Source organism: Paraburkholderia sp. J10-1 (assembly GCF_905220165.1).
Classification (GTDB): domain Bacteria; phylum Pseudomonadota; class Gammaproteobacteria; order Burkholderiales; family Burkholderiaceae; genus Paraburkholderia.
In genome coordinates, this window is sequence record NZ_CAJMYW010000001.1 from 1,231,967 (window position 1) to 1,255,147 (window position 23,181).

At 63.2% G+C, this 23,181-nt stretch carries 19 protein-coding genes; 10 read left to right on the plus strand and 9 right to left on the minus strand.

Translation table 11 applies throughout. The annotated features are described in order from the left end of the window. Positions 1-18 precede the first annotated feature (18 nt). The 7 genes from U5A65_RS05400 (at position 19) to U5A65_RS05430 (ending at position 11,020) form a co-directional block, all read left to right on the plus strand. Positions 19-978: an ABC transporter permease gene (locus U5A65_RS05400; RefSeq protein WP_158762149.1), complete on the plus strand. Its 960-nt coding sequence runs from the start codon at positions 19-21 to the stop codon at positions 976-978. 106 nt (positions 979-1,084) lie between these two features. Then, the gene (rbsB, locus tag U5A65_RS05405) at positions 1,085-2,056 is read left to right on the plus strand and encodes a ribose ABC transporter substrate-binding protein RbsB (protein ID WP_321911241.1); all 972 of its coding nucleotides are present in this window, start codon (positions 1,085-1,087) and stop codon (positions 2,054-2,056) included. Between the two features lie 195 nt (positions 2,057-2,251). Next, positions 2,252-3,283, plus strand: a complete 1,032-nt coding sequence (locus U5A65_RS05410) for a substrate-binding domain-containing protein (protein ID WP_321911239.1) — start codon at positions 2,252-2,254, stop codon at positions 3,281-3,283. A 69-nt stretch (positions 3,284-3,352) separates the two neighbouring features. Continuing rightward, a complete protein-coding gene (locus tag U5A65_RS05415) occupies positions 3,353-5,314 on the plus strand; it encodes an amylo-alpha-1,6-glucosidase (protein ID WP_321945677.1) in 1,962 nt (653 codons plus the stop codon). Positions 5,315-5,447: 133 nt separating this feature from the next. Next, the gene (locus tag U5A65_RS05420; RefSeq protein WP_321945678.1) at positions 5,448-8,177 is read left to right on the plus strand and encodes an MGH1-like glycoside hydrolase domain-containing protein; all 2,730 of its coding nucleotides are present in this window, start codon (positions 5,448-5,450) and stop codon (positions 8,175-8,177) included. Between the two features lie 200 nt (positions 8,178-8,377). Further along, positions 8,378-9,694 (plus strand): tetratricopeptide repeat protein, encoded by a 1,317-nt coding sequence (locus U5A65_RS05425; RefSeq protein WP_321945679.1) that lies wholly within the window; start codon positions 8,378-8,380, stop codon positions 9,692-9,694. Between the two features lie 147 nt (positions 9,695-9,841). Further along, complete coding sequence (locus U5A65_RS05430; protein WP_321945680.1) at positions 9,842-11,020, plus strand: TIGR03118 family protein; 1,179 nt, start codon at positions 9,842-9,844, stop codon at positions 11,018-11,020. A gap of 3 nt (positions 11,021-11,023) precedes the next feature. Here U5A65_RS05430 and U5A65_RS05435 read toward each other — a convergent pair whose 3' ends face one another. Further along, positions 11,024-11,917 (minus strand): TetR/AcrR family transcriptional regulator, encoded by an 894-nt coding sequence (locus tag U5A65_RS05435; protein ID WP_321945681.1) that lies wholly within the window; start codon positions 11,915-11,917, stop codon positions 11,024-11,026. Here U5A65_RS05435 and U5A65_RS05440 point away from each other — a divergent pair. Further along, positions 11,816-12,898, plus strand: a complete 1,083-nt coding sequence (locus tag U5A65_RS05440; protein ID WP_321945682.1) for an NAD(P)/FAD-dependent oxidoreductase — start codon at positions 11,816-11,818, stop codon at positions 12,896-12,898. The genes U5A65_RS05435 and U5A65_RS05440 overlap by 102 nt on opposite strands. A gap of 190 nt (positions 12,899-13,088) precedes the next feature. Beyond that, a complete protein-coding gene (locus U5A65_RS05445; RefSeq protein WP_321945683.1) occupies positions 13,089-14,294 on the plus strand; it encodes an NAD(P)/FAD-dependent oxidoreductase in 1,206 nt (401 codons plus the stop codon). Between the two features lie 99 nt (positions 14,295-14,393). Here U5A65_RS05445 and U5A65_RS05450 read toward each other — a convergent pair whose 3' ends face one another. After that, positions 14,394-14,909 carry an Rrf2 family transcriptional regulator gene (locus U5A65_RS05450; protein WP_321911222.1) on the minus strand — a complete coding sequence of 172 codons (516 nt, stop codon included), beginning with the start codon at positions 14,907-14,909 and terminating at the stop codon, positions 14,394-14,396. 213 nt (positions 14,910-15,122) lie between these two features. On the opposite strand from U5A65_RS05450, the gene U5A65_RS05455 reads away from it, so the two are divergent. Beyond that, positions 15,123-15,518: a BON domain-containing protein gene (locus U5A65_RS05455; RefSeq protein WP_321911220.1), complete on the plus strand. Its 396-nt coding sequence runs from the start codon at positions 15,123-15,125 to the stop codon at positions 15,516-15,518. Between the two features lie 396 nt (positions 15,519-15,914). Here the strand turns inward: U5A65_RS05455 and U5A65_RS05460 are convergent, their stop codons facing one another. The 7 genes from U5A65_RS05460 to U5A65_RS05490 form a co-directional block, all read right to left on the minus strand. Continuing rightward, the gene (locus U5A65_RS05460; RefSeq protein ID WP_321945684.1) at positions 15,915-17,039 is read right to left on the minus strand and encodes a porin; all 1,125 of its coding nucleotides are present in this window, start codon (positions 17,037-17,039) and stop codon (positions 15,915-15,917) included. A gap of 173 nt (positions 17,040-17,212) precedes the next feature. Further along, positions 17,213-17,629: a hypothetical protein gene (locus U5A65_RS05465; RefSeq protein WP_321911216.1), complete on the minus strand. Its 417-nt coding sequence runs from the start codon at positions 17,627-17,629 to the stop codon at positions 17,213-17,215. A 144-nt stretch (positions 17,630-17,773) separates the two neighbouring features. Beyond that, complete coding sequence (locus U5A65_RS05470) at positions 17,774-18,157, minus strand: BON domain-containing protein (protein WP_321911214.1); 384 nt, start codon at positions 18,155-18,157, stop codon at positions 17,774-17,776. 82 nt (positions 18,158-18,239) lie between these two features. Next, positions 18,240-19,838: a class I adenylate-forming enzyme family protein gene (locus U5A65_RS05475; protein WP_321945685.1), complete on the minus strand. Its 1,599-nt coding sequence runs from the start codon at positions 19,836-19,838 to the stop codon at positions 18,240-18,242. Positions 19,839-19,911: 73 nt separating this feature from the next. Beyond that, complete coding sequence (locus tag U5A65_RS05480; RefSeq protein WP_321945686.1) at positions 19,912-20,688, minus strand: SDR family NAD(P)-dependent oxidoreductase; 777 nt, start codon at positions 20,686-20,688, stop codon at positions 19,912-19,914. A 36-nt stretch (positions 20,689-20,724) separates the two neighbouring features. Then, complete coding sequence (locus U5A65_RS05485) at positions 20,725-21,882, minus strand: acyl-CoA dehydrogenase family protein (protein ID WP_321945687.1); 1,158 nt, start codon at positions 21,880-21,882, stop codon at positions 20,725-20,727. A 10-nt stretch (positions 21,883-21,892) separates the two neighbouring features. Continuing rightward, positions 21,893-23,134: a thiolase family protein gene (locus U5A65_RS05490; RefSeq protein WP_321945688.1), complete on the minus strand. Its 1,242-nt coding sequence runs from the start codon at positions 23,132-23,134 to the stop codon at positions 21,893-21,895. Between the last annotated feature and the right edge of the window lie 47 nt (positions 23,135-23,181).

Below are 23,181 nucleotides of genomic sequence, written 5' to 3' on the forward strand. Positions count from 1 at the left end.
AATCTCGAGAGACATGACATGTCGCAAGTGACCCTCACCCCCGGCAGCCGGGCGACGCTGCAAAAGCTCGGACCCTTCGTAGCACTGCTGATCATTGCCGTGGCGCTCTCGATCGTGAGCCGCGATTTCCTCACGGTCGACAATCTGCTCAACGTGATGCGCCAGGCGTCGATCAACGCGCTGATCGCGTTCGGCATGACGCTCGTGATCCTGCTCGGCGGCATCGATCTTTCGGCGGGCTCGGTGCTCGCGCTTTCCTCCGTGATCATCGCCACGCTGCTCAGTTCCGGCACGCCCGCTATCGTCGCGACGCTCGCCGGTCTCGTGGCGGGCGGCGTGATGGGCTTTGCGAACGGTCTCGTCATCAGCAAGGGCAAGGTCGCGCCGTTCATCGCCACGCTCGGTTCGATGACGGTGCTGCGCGGCCTCGCGCTCGTTGTCTCGAACGGCAGCCCGATCAGCAGCTTCAACAGCGACTTCTTCTCGCTGCTCGGCGGCGGCTATGTCGCGCGCCTCGTGCCGATTCCCGTCGTGCTCATGCTCGTGATGTTCGGCGTGTTCTGGGTGCTGCTGCGCAAGACCGTGTTCGGCCGCCATATCTATGCAACCGGCGGCAACGCCGAATCGGCCAAGCTTTCCGGCGTGAAGGTCGACCGTATCCAGTTGTGGGTCTACACGATCGCGGGTGTCATGTCGGCGCTCGCCGGCGTGGTGCTGACCTCGCGCCTGAACTCCGCGCAGCCGACCGCGGGCACGGGCTACGAGCTCGACGCGATTGCGGCGGTCGTGCTGGGCGGCACGAGCCTCACTGGCGGCCGCGGCTGGATCTTCGGCACGCTCGTGGGCGCGCTCCTGATCGGCGTGCTCAACAACGGCCTGAACCTGCTCGACGTGTCGTCGTTTTATCAGCAGGTCATCAAGGGCATCGTGATCCTGCTCGCCGTGCTGATCGATCGCGGCAACAAGAAGTCGTCGTAACTGAATGGCCGCGTCGCGCAATGGTTGCGCGACGCGGCAACGTCTTATCAGTAGCTATCCTTAATTTTTAACTCCACACACTCCACATATAACGAGGAGGAAGACTATGCATAAGCACAACTCGCCGTCGATCTCGAAGCTTCTTTCGGCGCTCGTCGCCGGTTCGCTCGCGCTGGGCCTCGCGGCCTGCTCGAAGGAAGGCCCGGGCAGCACTGATGCGGGCGCAAGCGGCGCATCGGCGGCGGCGCCCGCTTCGGGCGGCGCGGTCACGGTCGGCCTGTCGATCTCGACGCTCAATAATCCGTTCTTCGTTTCGCTCAAGAAGGGCGCCGAAGACGAAGCGAAGAAGGACGGCGTGACGCTCATCACCGTCGACGCGCAGAACGACCCCGCGAAGCAGCAGGCGAGTGTGGAAGACCTGATCGAAAAGAAGGTCAACGTCATCCTCATCAACCCGACCGATTCTTCGGCGGTGGCCAACGTCGTGAAGGAAGCGACGAGCAAGGGCATCAAGGTGATCTCGCTCGACCGTAGCGTGAACGGCGCCGAAGTCAGCTCGCATATTGCGTCCGACAACAAGGCGGGCGGCAAGATGGCCGCCGACTTCCTCGCCGAGAAGCTGGGCGGCAAGGGCAACATCGTCGAGCTGCAAGGCATTCCGGGTTCGTCGGCGGCCAACGAACGCGGCGCCGGTTTCGACGATGAAATCGCGGCGAAGGGCGGCGTGAAGATCGCCACGAAGCAGCCCGCAGACTTCGATCGCGCCAAGGGCCTTTCGGTGATGGAAAACATCATTCAGAGCAACAAGGACATTCAGGGCGTGTTCGCGCAGAACGACGAAATGGCGCTGGGCGCGGTGAAGGCGCTGCAGGCGGCAGGCTTGAAGGACGTGGCCGTGGTCGGCTTCGACGCCACCGACGACGCGATCGCCGCGGTCAAGGCCGGCCAGATGGCCGCCACCGTGCAGCAGCAGCCCGAACTGATCGGCCAGTATGGCGTGCAGACCGCGAAGCAGCTCGTCGACGGCAAGCCGGTCGACAAGTTCATCCCCGTGCCGTTGAATCTGTACAAGCAGTAAGCGCATTTTCAGGCGCGCGCGCGCGTAGTACCATCTGACGCGAAGAGTTTCGCGTCTGCGCGCGCCTCGGAAGCACCAGGCGCCCCGTGCCACACGGGGCGCTTCGTTTGGGGTTCCCCTTCCTCACGGCCGCAGCGCCGGCTCTTCGCTCTCGCGTTCACGCGATCCCCAACCCACACCCAGCAGGAACGCCGCGTGTCCCAGTTCGAGCGTCTGACTATCGACGACATTGCCCGCCTCGCGGAGGTCTCGCGCACCACGGCCAGCATGGTGCTCAACGGCAATGCGGAGCGCTACCGCATTTCGGCGGCGACGGTCGAGCGCGTGCTGCAGGTGGCGCGGGACCATCACTTCACGCCGTCGCAATCGGCACGCGCGCTGCGCTCGCGGCGCAGCAACACGATCGGCCTCGTGATTCCCGACCTGACCAACTCGGCGCACGCCGCGCTCGCGCAGGCCATGGAGTGGCAATGCCGCGAGCGCTACCGGTATCAACTCGTGATCGTGACGAGCGACGAAGATCCGGTGCGCGAGACCGAGGGCATTGCGCATCTGGTTGCGCAGCAGGTGGACGGCGTGGTGGTCGTGCCGTGCACGGCGGACGCGCCGCGCTACGACAAATGGGTCAAGCGCTTGCCGATCGTGTTCGCCGATCGCCGCGTGGCGACAAGCGCCATTCCCTACGTGATCACCGACGCCGCCGAAACCGTGGCCGCTCTGGTCGGTGAGACGATCGAGCAAGGCGCGCGTGAAGTGGTGTTTTTCGGCGGCCAGCCGGAACTCTCGCCGAGCCGCGACCGCCTGGCGGGCTATCGGCTCGCGCTCGAGCGGCATGGCGTGATGGAGCAGGACGACTGGGTGTTTCAACGCGACTATCAGCGCGAGTCGGGCTATGCGCTGATGAAAGCCTGGTTCGAGGCGCACGGGCGCTATCCCGAGGCGCTTTTCGCCGGCTCCATTACGCTGCTCGAAGGCTTGCTGGAGTTCGTGAACGAAGCGCACCAGCTCGCACAGGCGCCGGGCCGCGTGATGACGTTCGACGATCATCAACTGCTCGACTGTCTGCCGCTTCGCATCGACGCTATCGTACAGGACAGCGGCCAACTCGCTGAACATAGCCTGCGCTGCGTCTTTTCGCTGCTCGAGGGCGATGGCGCGCCCGAGTCGATTCAGGTGCCCGCGCAGATTCACTATCGTCAGCGGCGCGGGCAGCCTGCTCGCACGTAGACGTTTTCCTGCAGGGGCAAGCCGACGGGAGTATCGTTGCGCAGGTGATCCACGAGAGCAGGACACCCCATGACGCGCCTTGACAGCCCCATTGATGCGGAGTGCTTCGACGACGAATGGCTCGAAGCAGACGGCGCTGGCGGATTCGCCTCCTGCACCGTGGGGACCGCGCGCACGCGCCGCTATCACGCGCTGCTGCTCACGGCGAGGCACCCGCCCACGAACCGCGTGGTGCTCGTGAACGGCATCGAAGCCTGGCTCGAGGACGGAGAGCGTAAAACGGCGCTGACCATGCAGCGCTACGCGCCGGATCTGCTTTCTCCTGACACGTCGAAAAGCATCGCAAGCTTCGACACCTCGCCGTGGCCCACGTGGCGCTACCGGCTGGAAGGCGGCGGCGTGCTCACGGCCGAGGTGTTCGTTGCGAAGGCGAGCCGCGAGACGGTACTGCGCTGGCGGCTCGAAGCGCCGTCCGGAACTGGCGGCCTGATGCTGAAAGTCCGTCCGCTGATTTCGGGCCGCGATTACCACGCGCTGCACCACGAGAACACCGCGTTCAATTTCGATGCCCGGATCGACGGCGAGCACGTGCGCTGGCAACCGTACGGCGATCTGCCCGCGATTGTCGCCCGCTCGAACGGCAGCTATACGCATGCACCGGACTGGTACCGCAACTTCTGCTATACGCGTGAACGGGAACGCGGTCTGGACTACATCGAGGATCTCGCGACGCCGGGCGTGTTCATCTTCGATCTCGCCAAAGGCGACGCCGTGCTGCTGTTGCGCGCACAACCATTATCCGACGTGAGCGCTGCCCCGCAGGAAGACAACGAAAACGCGGCGAGCCGCACACAACTGCTCGCGGGTTTCGAGGAAGTGCGCCGGGCGTCGCTCGGCTCGCGCCTGCAGCGTTCGGCCAACGCCTATGTCGTCGCGCGCGGCGACGGCCGCACGATCGTCGCAGGCTATCCGTGGTTCACCGACTGGGGCCGCGACACGTTCATCGCCATGCGCGGTCTGCTGCTCGCGACAGGGCGCTTCGAGGAGGCCGGCGCCATCCTGCTCGAATGGGCGGCGACGGTTTCCGAAGGCATGCTGCCGAACCGCTTTCCCGATGCGGGCGGCGCGCCCGAATACAACTCCGTCGACGCGTCGCTGTGGTTCGTCGTGGCGGTGCACGACTATTTCGCGGCTGAAAACGTGCCGACCGAAGCACGGCATGTGTTGCAAGGCGCCGTGAACGCGATTCTCGAAGGCTACGCGCGCGGCACGCGCTATCAGATCGCAGCCGACCCGCGTGACGGCCTGCTGCGCGCGGGCGTGCCGGGCGTGCAGCTTACCTGGATGGATGCGAAGGCGGGCGACTGGGTAGTCACGCCGCGCATCGGCAAGCCGGTCGAAATCCAGGCGCTGTGGATCAACGCGCTGCGCATCGCCGCGGCATGGGATGCGCGCTGGCGGGAACTCGAAGCGCGCGCCAGCGCCGCGTTTGCCGCGCGCTTTGTCGATCCGGCTACGGGCGCGTTGTTCGACGTGGTCGACGTCGATCACGTGGAGGGCACAGCCGACGGCTCGATTCGGCCGAACCAGATCTTTGCGGCAGGCGGTCTGCCGTTCGCGCTGCTGCAAGGCGATGCGGCGCGCACGGTCGTCGCGCAGGTTCAAGCGCATTTGCTCACACCCATGGGGTTGCGTACGCTCGCGCCGTCGGACCGCGCCTATCGCGGGCAATACGGCGGCGGCGTGCTGGAGCGCGACGGCGCCTATCATCAGGGCACTGTCTGGCCCTGGTTGCTCGGTCCCTTCGTGGATGCCTGGCTGCACGTGCACGGCGATACTGCGGCGCAACGCGCGTTCGCGCGCGAGCGCTTCGTCGCGCCGCTGCTCGCGCATCTCGAGCGCGCCGGGCTCGACCATATTTCCGAAGTCGCCGATGGCGATGCGCCGCACCGGCCCGGCGGCACGCCGTTCCAGGCATGGTCGCTCGGCGAGCTGCTGCGTGTTCTCAAACGGCTCGGCGACGCCGTCTAGCCCGCACACGTGGCCCACTCCGCACGCTGGGCGGGCAAACCGCGCTAGCATGGGTGACTCGCGGCGCCAAAGCGCCGCCCGCCGTCCCAAGTCTCACCTTGGCGGCCCCACCCGGCGGCCCCAATTCAAGGAGATGCCCATGCTGCAGCGCGCCGCCGGCCTCATCCAAACGGTCGAAGGCCAACGCCTGTACTCGGCCGATTACGCTCGCTGGCAACGCTGGGGGCCGTACCTCAGCGAGCGCCAATGGGGCACGGTGCGCGAGGATTACAGCGAGCACGGAACCGCGTGGGATTACTTCCCGCACGACCACGCGCGCATGCGCGCCTATCGTTGGGGCGAGGACGGCCTGGCCGGTTTCGCCGACGAGCGGCTGAACTGGTGCTGCTCGATCGCGCTATGGAACGGCCACGATCCGATTTTGAAGGAACGTCTGTTCGGCCTCACGAATGAACAAGGCAATCATGGCGAGGACGTGAAGGAGTTGTACTTCTACCTCGACAGCACGCCCACGCATTCGTATATGCGCATGCTCTACAAATACCCGCATTCGGCGTTTCCCTACCAGGACCTGATCGACGAAAACGCACGGCGCGGCGCCGGTCTGCCCGAATACGAAATCCTCGATACGGGTGCGTTCGACGACGAGTGTTATTTCGATGTGCAGATCGAATATGCAAAGCACACGCCGGAAGACATCGTGATGCGCGTGAGCGTCGAGAACCGCGGCGGCCAGCACGCATCGATCGACGTGCTGCCGCAGATCTGGGCGCGCAACACGTGGTCGTGGAAGGCTGCGGGAGACAAGCCTTCACTCACGCTCGTGTCGTCGCCGGAGGGTGAGCACGTTGTCGCGCGCTGCGGCACGCACGAGCCGCTCATCGTGACGGCCGCCGCGCAAGAGGGCGCGCGCGTCGAGTGGCTGTTTTGCGAGAACGAGACCAACGTCAAGCGGCTATTTGGCATGGACGGCGCCGGCCCGTTCAAGGACGGCTTCGACGACTATGTCGTGCACGGCAACAATGGCGCGATCCGGCGCGACACCGGCACGAAAGCGGCTGCGCGCGTGCACTTCGAGATCGCGGCGCACGGCCGTGCCGTCGTCACGTTGCGCTGGCGCCCAGTGTCCGAGGCGAAGGAAGAGGTGGCGCTCGACATCGAACATCTCTTCGCGCAACGCATTGCCGAAGCGGACGCGTTCTACGGCGCGCTGCAGCGCGACATCGAGAGCGCCGACGCGAGGCTCGTGCAGCGCCAGGCGCTGGCGGGCATGCTGTGGTCGAAGCAGTACTACCAGTACGACGTGAACCGCTGGATGGAAGGCGACCCGCTGCAGCCGCCGCCGCCCGCAAGCCGCCTGCGCGGGCGCAATGCGGACTGGCGGCATCTGTGCAATGCGGACATCCTCTCGATGCCCGACAAGTGGGAGTACCCGTGGTATGCATCGTGGGACCTCGCGTTTCAGGCGGTCGCGTTCGCGCTGGTCGATCCGATGTTCGCAAAGAAGCAGATGCTGCTGCTCGTGAAGGACCGCTATCAGCATCCGAACGGGCAATTACCCGCATACGAATGGGCGTTCGGCGACGCCAACCCGCCCGTGCACGCGTGGGCGGCGTGGCGCGTGTACGAGATCGATCGTTCGATCAACGGCAAGGCAGACCGGGAGTTTCTCGAACTCATCTTCCACAAGCTGCTGCTGAACTTTTCGTGGTGGGTGAACCGCAAGGACGCGGACGGCCACAACATCTTCCAGGGCGGCTTCCTCGGACTCGACAACGTTGGCATTTTCGACCGGTCGTCGCCGCTGCCGACGGGCGGCCACCTCGATCAGGCGGACGGCACGGCGTGGATGGCGGCTTACGCGCTCGACCTCATGCGCATCGCGCTCGAACTCGCGTTTGCGAACCACGTGTTCGTCGATATCGGCGTGAAATTCTTCGAGCACTTTTTGTATATCGCGGGCGCGGTGAGTTGCGACGACGGCTGCGACACGGGCTTGTGGGACAGCGTCGACGAGTTCTTCTACGACAAGCTGAGGCTGCCGGACGGCACCAACGTACCGCTGCGCATGCGCTCGATCGTCGGGCTGATTCCGTTCTTCGCCGTGCGCGTGCTGGAGGAGCGGGTGCACGGCGGCTTGCCGGGGCTGCGCGACCGGCTGGTCTGGTTCCTCCAGCATCGGCCCGACCTTGCGAGCCTCGTGTCGCGCTGGAACGAACCGGGCAAGGGCAATTCCTTGCTGCTCTCGCTATTGCGCGGGCACCGCATGAAGGCGCTGCTGCGGCGCATGCTCGACGAAGCCGAATTTCTCTCGGCCCACGGCGTGCGCGCGCTTTCTCGCAGCCATCTCGAGGAACCTTTCGTTTACCGCCACAACGGCTGCGACTTCCGCGTCAAATACCTGCCCGCCGAATCGGACTCGCGCGTGTTCGGCGGTAATTCGAACTGGCGCGGTCCGGTGTGGATGCCGGTCAACTATCTGCTGATCGAGTCGCTGTACGAATTCCACCGCTACTATGGCGACGAATTTCGCGTCGAGTATCCAACCGGCTCGGGCAAGAAGCTTTCGCTCGCACAGATCGCCGACGAACTCGCGCGCCGCGTTACGACGCTCTTTCTGCTCGACCGCAACAACGAGCGCCCGGTGATGGGCGCGTACCCGCTGTTGCAGGCCGATCCGCGCTGCCGCGATCTCGTGCTGTTTCACGAATATTTCCACGGCGACAACGGGCGCGGCGTCGGCGCTTCCCACCAGACCGGCTGGACCGGTCTCGTCGCACTGATGCTGCAGCCGCGCATGATGAGTCCGTCGGGCAACGTGCCGGTCGCGGGCGAGGTTGAAGATATGGAGGCGGTGAAGTGATCCCCGCTCGCATGTGTTTGCTTCTACCCGGCACTCGCTGTCCGTAGACGTTGGTCGCGAGATGACACGCGGAACGCCGAAAATTCGCAAACATGGCGCAAACGCCTTGCAGAGAAGCGTTTGAGCATGCTGGCACATTCGATGCGTTCACGCCGAGCGGTAGTTGTGCTCCACCAACTCCAGCCGAGTCGAGGTGCATCATGTCGAGCGTTGCGGGTCGCAGGCCGGGTGGTCTGTCGCAGTTGTGGTTTCTGATCGGGTGGATCGCCCGCGCGCCAAGAGCGCTATGGCCTTTCGTGCTCCCCTGGTTCATCCTGGTCCTGGCCGCTCCATTTTGCTTGCTAGTTATATCCGGCGCGCGCACACAGCACGTTCTGGTTCCGCCGGTGGAGGCGCCGAAGGCATTCGTCAACACAGGCTATACCCCGGAATTCCTGGCACAACGAATTCTGGCTGCAATGCGCGGGATCAGCAGCGAAAGCGACGCGATCCCGCACGATGCCTCGCTGGCCGACAACGACAGTCCGGATATCAAGATTCCCGGCGAAGACATGTCCTATGCCTCGATTGTCGGGTTTCTGAAATCGACGTTTTTCCGTGACAAGCCGGACGTGACCGTCCATATCGGCATTACGCATAGTGGCGACAGCGCGGATGCCTATGTTGCGCATATTCAGATCGAAAATGGCCCATTCGACGCCATGCAGGACGACGTCGCGTTCAGCGCCAATAACTTCGACAAGGCGATGGAGGACATCGCGGGCAAGGTCATGCGGCTCGTCGAACCGAGTACGCTCGCTAGCCATCTCTTCACCAAGGTGCAAGGCACGCAGTGTTCGCTGGACCAATGCGACTATAGCGAGATCGACGCGATCTATGACGACCTCCTGCGCCGGCCAGGCTCACGGGAACGCTTGTGGGCCCTCGCGGGAAAAGGGTGGCTGCTGCTCAGGCAAAACCGCGCCGAGGAGGCGGAACAACTGACACGCGACGCGCTCTTGCTGTACCCGCACTCGGGCGTCTTGCGGGCCAACCTCGGCATTGCGCTCGAGCAGGAGAAGAGAATCGACGCTGCGATCAGGGAGCTTCGGCTGGGTGCCCGCGAAAAGTTCAGTACGGCGGAGAACGAGCGCTTGCTCGGCGACGTGTTGTTGCATGCGCACCGGTATGACGAAGCCCTCAGCGCATTCCGCCGCGCAAACACCATGCACGAGAATGATGTGAATATCCTCCACGATTGGGGCGAAGCGCTCGTCGCCACGGGACAAAACGAAGCGGCGATCGCCCGGCTGTCCCGCGCGGTCGAACTGCGGCCCGATCTTGCGCCCTCGTATGAACTTTGGGGGCAAGCGCTCGAAAACGAAGGTGACCTGTCTCACGCCGCTCAGAAGTATGCCGAGGCCGACAAGCGTGACAGTGGCGCGCTCTCGCCGCACGAGAAGCAACTGGCGCTGCTGGGCGCGCCGCACAAGCCGCCGGCATCGGCGAATGTGCTGGTGTCGGGCGCTCACGCGTAGCGCGCGTTGCCCGCCGCCCGCTTTTCGCTAGCTAGTTCAGTCATTGCGATCGCACGCGACATCTCCCCTATTTCTTCGCTGGAATAAACGCCGCGTCCTCCTCGTTCTTTGTCCGTTAGTCCCGTGGACTGAAAGAGGAGTGCGGTCATGAAGCCTCTACTCGCCGTATTCGGCGTCGTAGCTTGCGGTGCGGCCATCGCGACACTCGTGTCGTGTGGCGGCGGTTCCAGTTCCAGCGGCAACTCGAACAGTACGAGCACGCCGGTCCAGTCGTCGTTCGCAGTGACGGCCCTCGTTTCGGATGGCGCAGTGGCGGCCGCGCACACGGACGCGAATTTGAAGAACCCTTGGGGGGTCGCCTTCAATCCGAACGGTTTTGTCTGGGTTGCGGACAACGGTACCAATGTCGCGACGCTGTATGACGGCAACGGGGTGCCGCAATCGCTGGTGGTCGCGATTCCCGCCGGCAACAACGGTTCGGCTTCGCCCACGGGCATCGTCTTCAACGGCACGCAGAGCTTCACGGTCACGGAAAACGGCAAGTCTGGCGTCGCTGCGTTCATCTTTGCGGGCGAAGGCGGCACGATCACCGCGTGGGCGCCAGCAGTCGGGCCCACCAATGCGTTCGTCATGTATGACGATGGCACGGGCGGCGCCGTGTACAAGGGGCTCGCGCTCGCGACGATGAACAACGCCAACTTCCTCTACGCGACCGACTTCCACAACAACAAGATCGATGTGTTCAATACCTCGTTCAGCAAGGTCACGACGCCCGGCGCCTTCACGGACCCGCTCATCCCGGCCGGCTTCGCGCCGTTCGGCATTCGGGCGATCGGCTCGAATCTGTTCGTCACCTACGCGAAGCAGGACGCGGCCAAACACGACGATGTCGCCGGCGCGGGGCTCGGCATGGTCGACGTGTACGACACGTCCGGCAACCTGAAGCAACGCTTCGCGTCGGGCGGCGCGTTGAACGCGCCTTGGGGCATCGCGCAAGCGCCTTCGAACTTCGGCACGATGAGTGGCGCGATACTGATCGGCAATTTCGGCGATGGCACGATCAACGCGTTCAATGCAGCGAGCGGCCAGTCGATGGGGCCGCTCGTTGCGTCGAACGGCAGCGCGATTGTCGAGCCCGGTCTGTGGGGCATTGCGTTCGGCAACGACCTGAGCAATCAGCCCTCCAATACGCTGTTTTTCGCGGCGGGGCCGAATGACGAGGCCGATGGTGTGTATGGAAGGATCGATCTGAACGCAGCGCCGAGCACAGGCACGGCTACGGGCACCGGCACGAGCACGGGCGCAGGGACCAGCATGGGCATGTAGCGCTCAACGTCCGTGCGCTGACTCGATGCCAAGCAGGATGAGGTCGATTCCAGCGAGAAAGTCGGCACGGTCGTCGTGCTCGCGCAACTGTCTGGCCACGCTGCGGGTGAACGGATAGTCTTCGGGATCGAGCTGCGACCACACCGAGGCGACCTCGTCCAGAAAGTGGGTTCGATTGGCATCTTGCGCGCGAGCGATCTGCGCATTCGCCGCGTTCTGGCCGCTCACGCCGAGGATATAGCTCAGCAATGCGGACGCCGTTGCCCACTGCGCGTCGTCAGGCACGTCGAGTGCGCGAATCTGCTGGCCCAAACGTTCAAGAATCCGAACCATTGCCGATTGCGCCGGGTTTCGCGCGAGCACCGAACCCACCCACGGGTGGCCGTCGATCGCGTCGAACAGACCCAGCGCGAGGGCGCGCATTGCCTCTCGTGGCGTGGCGCCCGGCAATGGCGCGTCCATTGTGAGAGCCACGATGGCGTCGCAGGCGGCGTTCAGCAGATCGCTCTTGTTTTCGACATGCCAGTAAATCGCGCCGGGACCGGTGGCAAGCCGCTCGGCCAGCGCGCGAAACGTCAGGCCGCTTTCGCCGCTGCTATCCAGAAGCTCGATCGACACCTCGATGATCCGCTCGCGCGAGAGCGAGTCCTCACGCCGTTGAACGCTCCGCGCCTTCTTGACCATGCATCCTCTTGACGTCTCTGGAACAATGTTCCATATTACTATGGAACATTGTTCCAGAGGAGCAGGATGAAGACATCGATTGCAATCATCGGCGCGGGACTCGGCGGGCTCATGCTCGCTCGGGTCCTCCACGTTCACGGTATTGCTTCGACGATCTATGAGGCGGAAGCCTCGGCGAATGCGCGAGCGCAGGGCGGCATGCTCGACATTCACGAGAACAATGGGCAGCTCGCGCTGAAGGCAGCCGGACTCTTCGACCGGTTCCTCGAAATCATCCATCCCGGCGGGCAGGCGACGCGGGTTCTCGACAAGGGTGGCCGGGTCCTTTATGAGCAGCCGGACGACGGAACAGGCGGGCGACCCGAAGTCCCGCGTGGAGAGCTGCGGCGGATTCTGCTCGAATCGCTGCCTGCCGGCGCGGTGCGGTGGGGACAGAAAGTCAACACGGTGTCTCCTCTCGGCGGTGGCCGGCACGTTCTGACCTTTGCTAACGGCTCGACAGTGACAACCGATCTCCTGGTGGGGGCCGATGGCGCGTGGTCGAAAGTCCGCCTGCTTTTATCGGACGCGAAACCGGCCTATGTCGGCACGGCATTCATCGAGACGTATCTGTTCAACTGCGACACGCATCACAAGGCGAGTGCCGAAGCGGTTGGCGAAGGTTCCATGTTTGCGCTCGCGCCGGGCAAAGGCATCGTCGCACACCGCGAGCCGGGCGGCGTGCTGCACACGTACGTACAGCTGAACCAGTCTCAAGACTGGATCGACAGCATTGAACGGTCCGACCGGGCAGCCGTTCTGGCCACGGTTGCGAATGCGTTCGATGGCTGGGCGCCGGCGCTGACTGCACTCATCACCGATGGCGAAACGGCCCCCGTGTTTCGCCCGATTCATGCGCTCCCCGTGGCGCACAACTGGCCGCGCACGCCTGGCGCGACATTGCTTGGCGATGCGGCGCACCTGATGATCCCGTCTGGCGAAGGGGCCAACCTGGCCATGCTCGACGGTGCAGAACTCGCAAAGGCCATTGCCGCGCATCGGGGCGACGTGGAAGCCGCGCTCCTTGCGTACGAGACAGCGCTTTTCCCTCGCAGTGCGTGCGAAGCGGCGGCGGCAAAAGCGGTGCTCGATGTCTGTCTCGGCGGCGATTCGCCGCGGAGTCTGGTCGACTTCTTCAAGTCCCATCAACCGTAGCCGCATGCCGCTTCGCGGCCTCGTTGCCTGATTCGTCAACAGAGTGTCCCAAATAGGGCACTTGCGTCTTTAAACTCCGACTCATAGAATCCGAGTTATGCGTTGCGCAGGCGCGACGCCGATCACACGACCGGAGATAGCGGCGCGAGCCACGCCCGAATTCACGTATCCCTGCATTGGAGAAGCAAAAATGTCGAAGCGTATTCTTGTTATTGGGGCCGGCTTCGCCGGCATGTGGAGCGCACTCAGCGCAGCGCGGCTGCTCGATGAAGCGGGGCGCACGGACGTGGAAATCACGCTGGTCGCACCCGACCCGCATCTGCATGTCCGTCCGCGTCTGTACGAAGAAGGTCCTGCGAATTTCAGGGCGCCGCTCACAGAGATCTTCGAAGCGACTGGCGTCAAGTTCATCCAGGGCACGGTCGAGCGCATTCACGTGGAGCGTCGCGCAGTGGATCTGACCGGCGCAGACGGCCAGCACACTACGCTCGGCTACGACCGCCTCGTGCTGGCGACCGGCAGCCGGCTGTTCCGCCCGTCGATTCCGGGCCTCGCCGAACACAGCTTCAGCGTGGACCAGACCGACGAAGCGGTCGAACTGGAAGCGCACATCAGCAGTCTGTCCAGCCAGCCGGAAACGCTCGCGCGCAATACGGTAGTGGTGGCGGGCGGCGGATTCACCGGCATCGAGACCGCGGCGGAAATGCCGGCACGCCTTCGCGCGGCGCTGGGCGAGCACGCAAACGTGAAGGTGGTCATCGTCGAGCGTAACAATGAGATCGGTCCGGACCTGGGCGCAGGCCCGCGCCCCGTTATCGAAGAGGCATTGGGCTCGCTCGGCGTGACCTGGAAGCTCGGCGCGGGCGTCGCTTCAGTGGATGCCGGCGGCGTCACGACAACGGACGGCGAGCGCATCGAATCGAACACGGTGATCTGGACCGCGGGCCTGCGCGCAAGCGCGTTGACCGCACAGATTCCGGGCCAGCTCGACGCCATGGGGCGTCTTCACGTCGATCGCAACCTCGCGGTGGAGGGCGTGCCCGGTGTCTACGCAACGGGCGACGTCGCTCGCGCGGCCACCGACGACGAAGGCAATCACACGATGATGTCGTGCCAGCACGCGATGAATCTGGGGCGCTCGGCAGGCCATAACGTCGCCGCCGATTTGCTCGGCCTCGAGCAAATTCCGTATAGTCAGCCGAAGTACGTGACGTGTCTCGATCTGGGCCCGTGGGGCGCGGTCTATACGGAAGGGTGGGAGCGCGAAGTGAAGTTGCAGGGCACCGAGGCGAAGAAGCTCAAGCACCAGATCAACTCCGAGTGGATCTATCCGCCGCGTGCGGACCGTGAGCAGGCGCTCGCCGCAGCAGATCCGCTTCGCATCGTGGTTGCGTGATCCGTTAGGAAAGCGACGGATTGGGTCAAACGCGGAAGCCTCGGTGAAGGCTTTCGCGTTTTTTCTTGCACGCCAGAAGGGTTCGCAAAGCGGCGCTGGCTATCCGCGACGATTGGCGGCGCGTTCCGTGAACCAGTCCACCACGTGATGGTGATAGCTGGCAGGCGCCTTGGAATACGCGCGGGTGGCGAGATCGGCAAGCGAGTGTTGCTTGAGCTCCGCGCGCATGGCGCGCTCGGCGCCCTGCATCACGGCGTGTATCGAGCAGGTGCCGCGCGTGGCCCACGCGGGCGGCTCGTCGTTGAACACCGCACATTGGCTGCGCACCTCGCGGCAGTCGAAGAGCGCCTTCTCGCCGTCGATGGCGTCGACCACGTCCAGCACCGAAATGTTTCGTGCGGGTTTCGCGAGCCTGAAGCCGCCGCGTATGCCTTCGGTCGACTCGACGATGCCGGCCTTGGCAAGGCGCGTGAAGAGCTTGGCGGCGTAGTCGACCGGCACCCCCTGCATTTCCGCGAGGTCGCGCACGCTCGCCTCGCGCACGCCGGCAGACGTGCCGGCAAGATAAAGCAGGCAATGCAGTCCGTATTCGACGCCCGTGCTGATGTGTGACATGGTTATACGACGACTTTGTGTATCGGAGTTGTTAGGGTAGCGTAGTGCGGCGCCGAAGTCACCTCCTGCGTCGTCCGTTACTTCATCTGCGGTGGTTGTGCGCGGGCATTGTGGCGGTTCCAGGCCACCGTGGACGCGACGCGCAAAATCCTGTGCGAACATATGCGTGCAAGTGGCGCTTTTCCTCGGTAGACACGACCCGAAGGAGGCAGCATGAACAGAAACGGTGCGAGCGGCCCATTGGGCACCCTCGGCGCGATAGCGTTCGTTGCCATCGCAAGCTGCGCTGCCAGTGCTGGCAGTGCGTACGCGCAAACCGGCATGAACGACCCGCCAGGTGTGGCCGTGCAAAGAGTCTCGGCATCGACGCCCGGTACCCGGCCCGATACTTCGATCGTGCGTGACGTGCGCCGCGCCATCAGGCGCGTGCCGGATCTCGACGATTCGGACATTCACATTCGGGTTAGCCATGGCGTCGTCACGCTCACGGGCTCGGTGCCGGAGACCTGGCAAATCTCCCGAGCCGCCAATGCGGCAAGACCGGTACTGGGCGTGACGGCCGTGAGGAACCAATTGAAGGCACAGAAAGAGGGGGCGGCCAGCGAGTAGCGTCTCGCAGTGCTTCCTGGCAACTGTACCTGGAAATCACGCTCTTTGATCGGTACGTTAGTTAACAAACCGTCGTGAAGCGCCCTCGGCGATTGAATGCGCGGGGATGTGATGGCGGAATTTGTACTTCAGGACGGTTTTGAGTAAGCAGAGCGAAAGAATGCGAGGAGAAATGGCCCAGGCTGACCATGGTGTGACCCGCGCCCAAAGCGAAAATGGGATGAGGCATAGGGGGATGACTCCTTCTGAAGGTGTGGCTCCGGTGACCCTGAACCAGACCGGGTCCCGGTCGGAAGTGGAGATTTCCCGCCTGGTTGAGTTGTCAGGCGAGGCCGATTCCCTTGCCTGACGGACGAATTCGGTACCCATTCGTCGAACATGACGATGACGCAGTTGCTAGAAAACGTGACGGATACCCAGCATGACCGCTGTCGTGGCCATGCCGGGCGCCACGGGCTGGCCATAGGTAAGTGGCTGGGTCATTGTTCCCCGGTTGTTCACGTGCCCCACCTGGCCGTAGACGAGCGTAGCTTTCGACAGGCTGTACTCCGCGCCGGCTGCCACTGCGGTCGACTTGTTGGCCGAGTTGTTGCGGTCTTTCAGGTAGTACACGCCGCCGGTAACCTTGAAGGCAGGCGAGAACTGGTAGCCGAGGCCGCCCGAATACAGATCGAGATTGACCTGCTCAGACTGCGCCGGATTCCTGCCGTTCGAATATGATGCGGAAACCGAGAATGCGTGGAACGTATAGAGCGCTCCCACGTAGAAAAGGCGGTTATTGGCGAGTCCGGCAGGCACCGTTGTCGGGCCGGGATTCGTATCGTGGCCAAGGTAGTAGCCAACCGCAAAACGAAGGCCATAGTTCGAGTATTTCAGTACGGCGGACTCCCGCGTGTTCCCCTGGAAGCTGCCCGGTACGCCTCCGGGTGCATACTCGAGCGCGGCGGACAGGCCGGCGAACTTTGGCGATTCGTAGACAATTGCATTGCTGTCGTACAACGCGCCGATTGGCCCGTTGGTGCTGATGCCCTGCCAGCCCGCAGCCTGGTTCATGCCGAGCCATGCAGTCAGAATGCTGCCGAAATACTGAGCCCCCCGTACGTCGGTCTCGGCCATTGCATAGGTAATCGGTACGATCTGGCGACCGAAGTTCACTGTGCCGAACGGTCCCGATACACCTACGGTCGCGATCTGGTTGAACAGTGCGGCCACGCCCGGCGTATCGCCCAGGTTGAATTTGCCAGTGCCGCTGTCGAACTCACCTTGCAATCTGAAATTGACGCGATACCCGCCGCCGATGTCCTCTGATCCCTTGAGTCCCCAGTAGCTTGCATAGATGCCGCCATCCTTGTAGCGAAAGACCTTGCCGAGGTTGGTCGCCGTCGGGCTCAACGTGGCCGCCGAAGTGCTTTGATACAACATCCCGGCATCGACGACACCGTACAGCGTCACTGACGATTGTGCGTGTGCCGCACCACTTGTTGCCGCTAAAGCGGCCGCGGCTATCCATTTCACTTTCATTGCGTCTCCGGTTTTTTTGCTCTAAAACAGTCTTGCGACTGCTGTACGTGCTGAACACGTTGGATGCTTCGCTTCCATGCCAACTGCGCGCGTCGAAGGTTTTCTAGCTACGTTCTTATTGGTTCGGTATACTAAAAAAATAAAAAATGAATAAAAAAGCAGAGTTGCCGCGCCTACTGTCCGTGCAAATAGAGGTACCCAATAATCCAGGCGACGGCACCAATCGGGATCGCCGTTCGGGCTAACGTGATCCGGCGTGTCGGCTGAACACGCTTCATGTCGTGGTCTACGCAATCGCGCGTCGCGACCAGAAAAACGCGGAACGTGTTGGCCGCAACGGCGGCGAGTCCCAATGCAGCCTTGACGAGAACGAGCGTTGGAGCCGGCCACATGCGCATCAGCAGCAGCACCCCCGTGACCATAGTGGTCGCGATCAGCGGTGCCTCCACAAAGAGACCGATCCTTCCACGCATGGCGGCGACGATGGGGCGCGAATCGGGTGCTCTCGCTTGCGCCTCGTTAGCTGCTTTCACCGCTAGAACAACAAGCCATGCGGCGACGGCAACGCCATGCAGTACCTGCAAATTCATGTTCCATCCTTCACGGTGTGCACGTACGCAGCGGTTGGTGCATGCCGCCAATGCATGGCGTCGGCCAAAACACTGTTCCTGTGCAGCAGGCGCCTCCGGCTATTTGCGAACTCTCTCGCATACTTCCCCCGTTGTGCGAGCGTTTTACGCACCGCCAAACGGTTTCTGCACGGTCAGCTTGTTGGTCACGGAGGTCACCCCCGCAACGCCCTTCGCGATCTGCGCAACCTCATTGACCTGCGAAGCGTCCGCGACTGTGCCGCTCAGCGTCACCGCGCCGCCTCTTGCGACGATGCTGATATTGCCGGCGCTGATCGCCTTGTGCTTGCCGATGGCGGCATACACCTGCCGGCGCAGCGCACGATCGGCTTTCCTTGCGCTGACGGGGGGCGCTGCGCTTTGCGTAACGGATGCAGCCGGCAGACCCGCAGGTACACTGGCCGTCTGGCCTGGCTGCGACCATGCGCTGCTGGACGCGGCCAGCGTCAATGCGGCAATCGTCAACGCGCGTGCCTGAATACTTTTCATCAATACTCCTATTGTTGTGACAGACGGAATCAGCAGGCGTGGTGGATACCGATCAAGGCACGCGTGCCATTTCCAGAAATGGCTAGCTGACCTTGCGCTGCAAGTTTTGCCAGTACTTTTCCTTGACCGCGCGCCGCAGTACTTTGCCGACCACCGAGGTCGGCAGTTGCTCGACGAACACCAGCGACTTCGGCGCCTTGTAGCTGCCGAGCTTTTCCTTCGCATGCGCGATCAGTTCGGCGGCCTCGACCGAGGCGCCGGGACGCAGCAACACTTCCGCATGCACAGCCTCTCCCCACTCAGGATGGGGAACGCCGACCACAGCGGACATCATGACGGCCGGATGGGAGGCCAGTGCCGCTTCGACTTCGATCGCGTAGACGTTGAAGCCGCCGCTGATGATCATGTCCTTCAACCGATCGACGATGTACAGGTAGCCGTCCTCGTCGATGTAGCCGAGGTCGCCCGACTTCCACGCCCCGTCGGCAAACTCGGCGGCCGTCGTTTCCGAATTGTTGTAGTACCCCTTGATGACGGCACGGCTGCGGATGTGGATTTCGCCTGACTGGCCGGTTGGCAGCGGGTTGCCGTGCTCATCGGTCACGTAAATTTCGACGCCTGGCGTCGGCCGGCCAGCCGAGGATAGACGTTGGATGCCGCTCTCAGTCTGCTGTCCGGTCTCGTGCTCGTGCTCGTGCTTGTCGAGCGTCGACACAAACATGGGGACTTCGGTGGCGGCGTAGACTTGCGCGAAGATGGGACCGAAGCACTTGATCAGGTCTTCGAGCCGGGTGGGACTCATCGGTGCTGCACCGTAGATCAGGGTGTTCAGCGATGAGAGATCGCGCGGGTTGTGGTGCTGCAATTCGAGCAGACGGTATAGCACGGTCGGCACCAGGAACGAATGTGTCACGCGCTGCTGTTCGACCGTTTGCCGCCATTGCTCGAGATCGAGCTGATTGAGCGTCAGGTTGGTGCCGCCGGCATAAAAAGTCGGTAAGAAAACGACCAACGTGCCATGCGAGAGCGGCGCCACATGCAACGTGCGTGTGCGGTAATCGAAGCCGAAATCCGGGTTGCTGAAACCGCCGTCGCGGCAAGCCATCAGATTGTCGATCGAGTACATCGCGCATTTGCCCTGGCCAGTCGTGCCGCCGGTGAAGCGCAACATGAAGATGTGCTCGTCGTCGTCCAGTTCGACGTTGGCGTCGAGTTCGGAGGCCGTGTCGACCAGGCTCCAGAACGCACGCACGCCGGGGCGCGCGGCCTGTTCCGGCGCCGGGTCGTCCATGACGACGATCTCGCAGCCAGCCGCGCGCAACATGGCGTAGTAGCCATCGAGCAGGCGCGTTTCGATGAATACGACCTTCGGCTTGACCAGTTCGATCTGACGCGCATGTTCTTGCGGCGCGTCGCGCAGGTTGGTCATGACCACCGTGCCTTCCTGCTTGAGGACGGTTGGCAACAACATCAGGCTCAGGTTGTCGTTATCCAGGATGAGCAGAAACTTGTCGCCTTTGCCGACCCCGAGCGTGTTGCGCAGCACATCCGCTATGCGGTTGGTCAGCAGATGGTATTCGTGGTAGCTGTAGCTGCGGCCGCGCTCCACATTGACGATCGCTTGCCGGTCGCGAAAGCGCAGCGTCATCAGTCGCATGATGCGGCAAAAGTTCATCTTCATGGACTTGTCTCCTTGGTTCTTTTGCCCTCCCTCTTTTTAGAGGAAGGGCAGCTCTGTCGCTAGTGCAGCGCGATTAGCGCGCGCGCAGGCGTGACGCTGCGTCCAGGCGGATCGTGTGCGCGTTGAGGTAGGCGTTTTCGATGATGAAAGCGCAGCAGTGCGCGAACTCGCGCATGTCGCCCAGGCGCCTCGGGGCTTCGATCTGCGTCTTCAGCGCGGCTACGATCTTTTCATCGAATGTCTGCACCATGGGTGTCAGGAACAGGCCGGGCGCAATGGCGTTGACACGGATGCCAACGTCACCGAGTTCCCGCGCAGCCGGCATGTTCATGCCGAGCAGCGCCGCCTTGGAGGCGGCATAGGCGACTTGTCCGATCTGTGCCTCGTAGGCGGCACCCGAAGAGATGTTGATGATCACGCCACGTTCCTCGCCGGCCTCTGCTTCGTTCGTGACCATCTGCTCGGCGCATTTCGACATGACGTTGAACACGCCGTTGACGTTGACGGCCGTCACTTGTGCGAACTTCGCCAGCGGCGTGGCCTTGCCGTCCCTGCCGAGCACCTTGCACGGTGTGGGCAACGCCGCGCAATTGATGCAGACGTGAACCGTGCCGAAGCGGGCAGTCACAGCGGCGACCGCGTTCTGGACCGATTCCTCGCTGGCCACGTCGGTTTGCACGAACATCGCCTGGTCGGTGCCGACATCCTCGAGCGCCTTGGCGCCGGACTCGGCGTTCAGATCGAAGATGGCAACGCGCGCGCCTTTTTCCTGTACCAGATAGCGTGCCGTGGCGAGGCCGAGGCCCGAAGCGCCGCCGGTAATGACAATGACTTTTCCTTCAATACGCATGACATGTCCTGTGGATTTTGAATGCGCCTCAGCGCCTTAGAACGCAGGCACGCCAGTCAAGGCGCGGCCGATGATGAGTTGCTGAATCTGGGTCGTGCCTTCCGGAATCGGTGCGACGATCGCCTCGCGCGCGAGCTTCTCGACGAGGAATTCGGTCGTGACGCCGTTACCCCCGTGGATCTGCACGGCCTGGCGGGCGATTTTCACGGCTGCCTCGCAGGCGAAATACTTGGCCATTGCCGCTTCCATTTCGGCCGGTACGCCGGCTTCGATCATCGACGCTGCGCGGTAGGTCAACAGGCGCGCTGCGTCGACGTTGGTCGCCATTTCGGCCAGCATCGCCGCAATCAACTGGTGACCCGCGATAACCTTGCCGTGCTGGCGGCGATCCTTCGCATAACGAATCGCCTCTTCGAGCGCGCGGCGACCGATGCCCAGCCCCTGGGCGGCGACGAATACGCGCGACCGTTCGAACAGCGAGAGCGTATTGCGCAGTCCCTCGCCTTCATTGCCGATCATGTTGGAGGCCGGCACGCGCACGTCGGTCAGGAAGATCTGTGCGGTGGACTGGCTGTTGAAGCCGATCTTATGGATGCCGCGGACTTCGTAGGGGTGTTCTTTGCGGTCGAGCAGAAAGTGGGTGAGCCCCTTGCGCGGGTCGTCGCTAGTGCGGCAAGTGCAGATCAGGAAGTCCGAGTACTCGCCATTGCTGATCCAGGTCTTTTCGCCGTTGATGATGAAATGATCGCCATCGCGGCGCGCCCGCGTTCTGATCTCCAGTACGTTCGAGCCGACGTCCGGTTCCGAAATGCCCATCGAGACGAAACTGTCTCCGCTCAACAGGCCGGGCAGGTAGCGTTCACGCAAATGCGGTGGGGCAACCTTCTCGAGCAGCACTACGCCAAACGAATTGATCAGCACCGGCACCGACAGGTCCGCCGAAGTGGTAGCGACCTCCTCGAACAGCATCAGCGAAGTCAGCCAATCCAGGCCCATGCCGCCGTTGGCTTCGCTTGCGATGCCCGACACCAGCCCGAATTCCGTCAACCGACGCATGATTTCGGCCATCTTGTCGCGCGGCACGAACTTGTCGCGGTATTGCTTGCTGAAGATCGGATCGATCTCGGCGTCGAGGAAGCGCCTCAGTCCGTCGATGGCAGCCTGTTGCTCTCCAGTGCGAAATACGTGTCCCATTTTGGTATCCTTATTGTTTCGCCAGTATGTTGACGCCGACTACGGCCTCTTCGATGCCATACAGGCCGCCGCCGTTTTCCTGAATGGCGATGCGTGCGTCTCGAACCTGACGCTGTCCAGCTTCGCCGCGCAACTGCGTCACCAGTTCGTGAATCTGGCCTAGACCGGTAGCGCCGATCGGATGGCCTTTCGATTCGAGCCCGCCGGACGGATTGACCGGGATGCGCCCTCCGACTGTGAATTCGCCACGTGCGGCCGCGGGGCCGCCTTCACCGAACGGCACGAGCATCAGCGATTCGGCGTTGAGGATTTCGCCAATCGCCGAGGCGTCGTGCACTTCGGCAACGTCAACGTCCTCGGGCGCGACGCCGGCCTGTGCGTAGGCCTTCTTCGCCGCGAGGTGCGCGATGATTTTTTGCGGCTCCTCGACACTGCGCGTCGTGCCGGTCTGAATCACGCTGGCCAGCACGCGCACGGCGCGGCCGGAGGCGCCCCGCAGGCGCTTCAGGCCGGCGGCGGTGCACAGGAGAGCGGCGGCGGCGCCGTCGCTGATCGGCGAGCACATGGCCGTGGTCAGCGGGTAGGTGATCGGCGGCGAAGCCAGCACCTCGTCGATCGTCATGGGCTGCTGGAATTGCGCCAGAGGGTTATGCACCGAGTGCTGGTGGTTCTTGGCCGCGACCGCGGCGAGCTGCTGCTGCGTGGTGCCGTATCGCTTCATATGATTGCGGCAGATGGCGGCGTAGACGTCCATGAACACGCTGTATGGACGATCGGACATCGTGCCGGGCGGGGGCTCCACGCCTTCGCCCAATGCCATCAGCGTCTTCTTGTTGTCCTCGACAGTCGAGACGTCCCAGCCGCCATCGAACGCGGCAAACATCCTGGCCTTGTCGGCGATGTGCATTTTTTCCGCGCCGACGGCGAGGGCTACGTCGCAGGCTCCAGCCCGCAGCGCCTGAACAGCCAGGTTGAATGCGGAAGAGCCGGCGGCACAGGCATTTTCAACGGTGAACACCGGAATGCCTTCGATGCCGATGCGGCGCATGGCGATGGGCCCAGGAATCGCGGTCTGCCCCTGGAACTGACCGTTGGTCAGCGTGGCATAGAATGCCGAGCCGATGTCGGCAGCCTCTGCGCCGGCATCTTTCAAGGCCAGGGTGACGGCCTCACCGACCATGTCGTATACGCTGCGTTCGAGCAAGCGCCCGAACGGGGTCATGCCGACACCGGCAACATAGATATCGTTCATGTCATTCCGGAAAGAGGGATGAGAAGTGCAGGATGAAGGAGTGGGGC

Coding starts and splice junctions, on each gene's coding strand:
- U5A65_RS05425 (WP_321945679.1), top strand. CDS start 8,378: ATGTCGAGCGTTGCGGGTCGCAGGCCGGGTGGTCTGTCGCAGTTGTGG.
- U5A65_RS05440 (WP_321945682.1), top strand. CDS start 11,816: ATGCTCGCTCGGGTCCTCCACGTTCACGGTATTGCTTCGACGATCTAT.
- U5A65_RS05455 (WP_321911220.1), top strand. CDS start 15,123: ATGAACAGAAACGGTGCGAGCGGCCCATTGGGCACCCTCGGCGCGATA.
- U5A65_RS05460 (WP_321945684.1), bottom strand. CDS start 17,039: ATGAAAGTGAAATGGATAGCCGCGGCCGCTTTAGCGGCAACAAGTGGT.
- U5A65_RS05400 (WP_158762149.1), top strand. CDS start 19: ATGTCGCAAGTGACCCTCACCCCCGGCAGCCGGGCGACGCTGCAAAAG.
- U5A65_RS05465 (WP_321911216.1), bottom strand. CDS start 17,629: ATGAATTTGCAGGTACTGCATGGCGTTGCCGTCGCCGCATGGCTTGTT.
- U5A65_RS05490 (WP_321945688.1), bottom strand. CDS start 23,134: ATGAACGATATCTATGTTGCCGGTGTCGGCATGACCCCGTTCGGGCGC.
- U5A65_RS05415 (WP_321945677.1), top strand. CDS start 3,353: ATGACGCGCCTTGACAGCCCCATTGATGCGGAGTGCTTCGACGACGAA.
- U5A65_RS05430 (WP_321945680.1), top strand. CDS start 9,842: ATGAAGCCTCTACTCGCCGTATTCGGCGTCGTAGCTTGCGGTGCGGCC.
- U5A65_RS05485 (WP_321945687.1), bottom strand. CDS start 21,882: ATGGGACACGTATTTCGCACTGGAGAGCAACAGGCTGCCATCGACGGA.
- U5A65_RS05480 (WP_321945686.1), bottom strand. CDS start 20,688: ATGCGTATTGAAGGAAAAGTCATTGTCATTACCGGCGGCGCTTCGGGC.
- U5A65_RS05420 (WP_321945678.1), top strand. CDS start 5,448: ATGCCCATGCTGCAGCGCGCCGCCGGCCTCATCCAAACGGTCGAAGGC.
- U5A65_RS05475 (WP_321945685.1), bottom strand. CDS start 19,838: ATGAAGATGAACTTTTGCCGCATCATGCGACTGATGACGCTGCGCTTT.
- rbsB (WP_321911241.1), top strand. CDS start 1,085: ATGCATAAGCACAACTCGCCGTCGATCTCGAAGCTTCTTTCGGCGCTC.
- U5A65_RS05445 (WP_321945683.1), top strand. CDS start 13,089: ATGTCGAAGCGTATTCTTGTTATTGGGGCCGGCTTCGCCGGCATGTGG.
- U5A65_RS05450 (WP_321911222.1), bottom strand. CDS start 14,909: ATGTCACACATCAGCACGGGCGTCGAATACGGACTGCATTGCCTGCTT.
- U5A65_RS05470 (WP_321911214.1), bottom strand. CDS start 18,157: ATGAAAAGTATTCAGGCACGCGCGTTGACGATTGCCGCATTGACGCTG.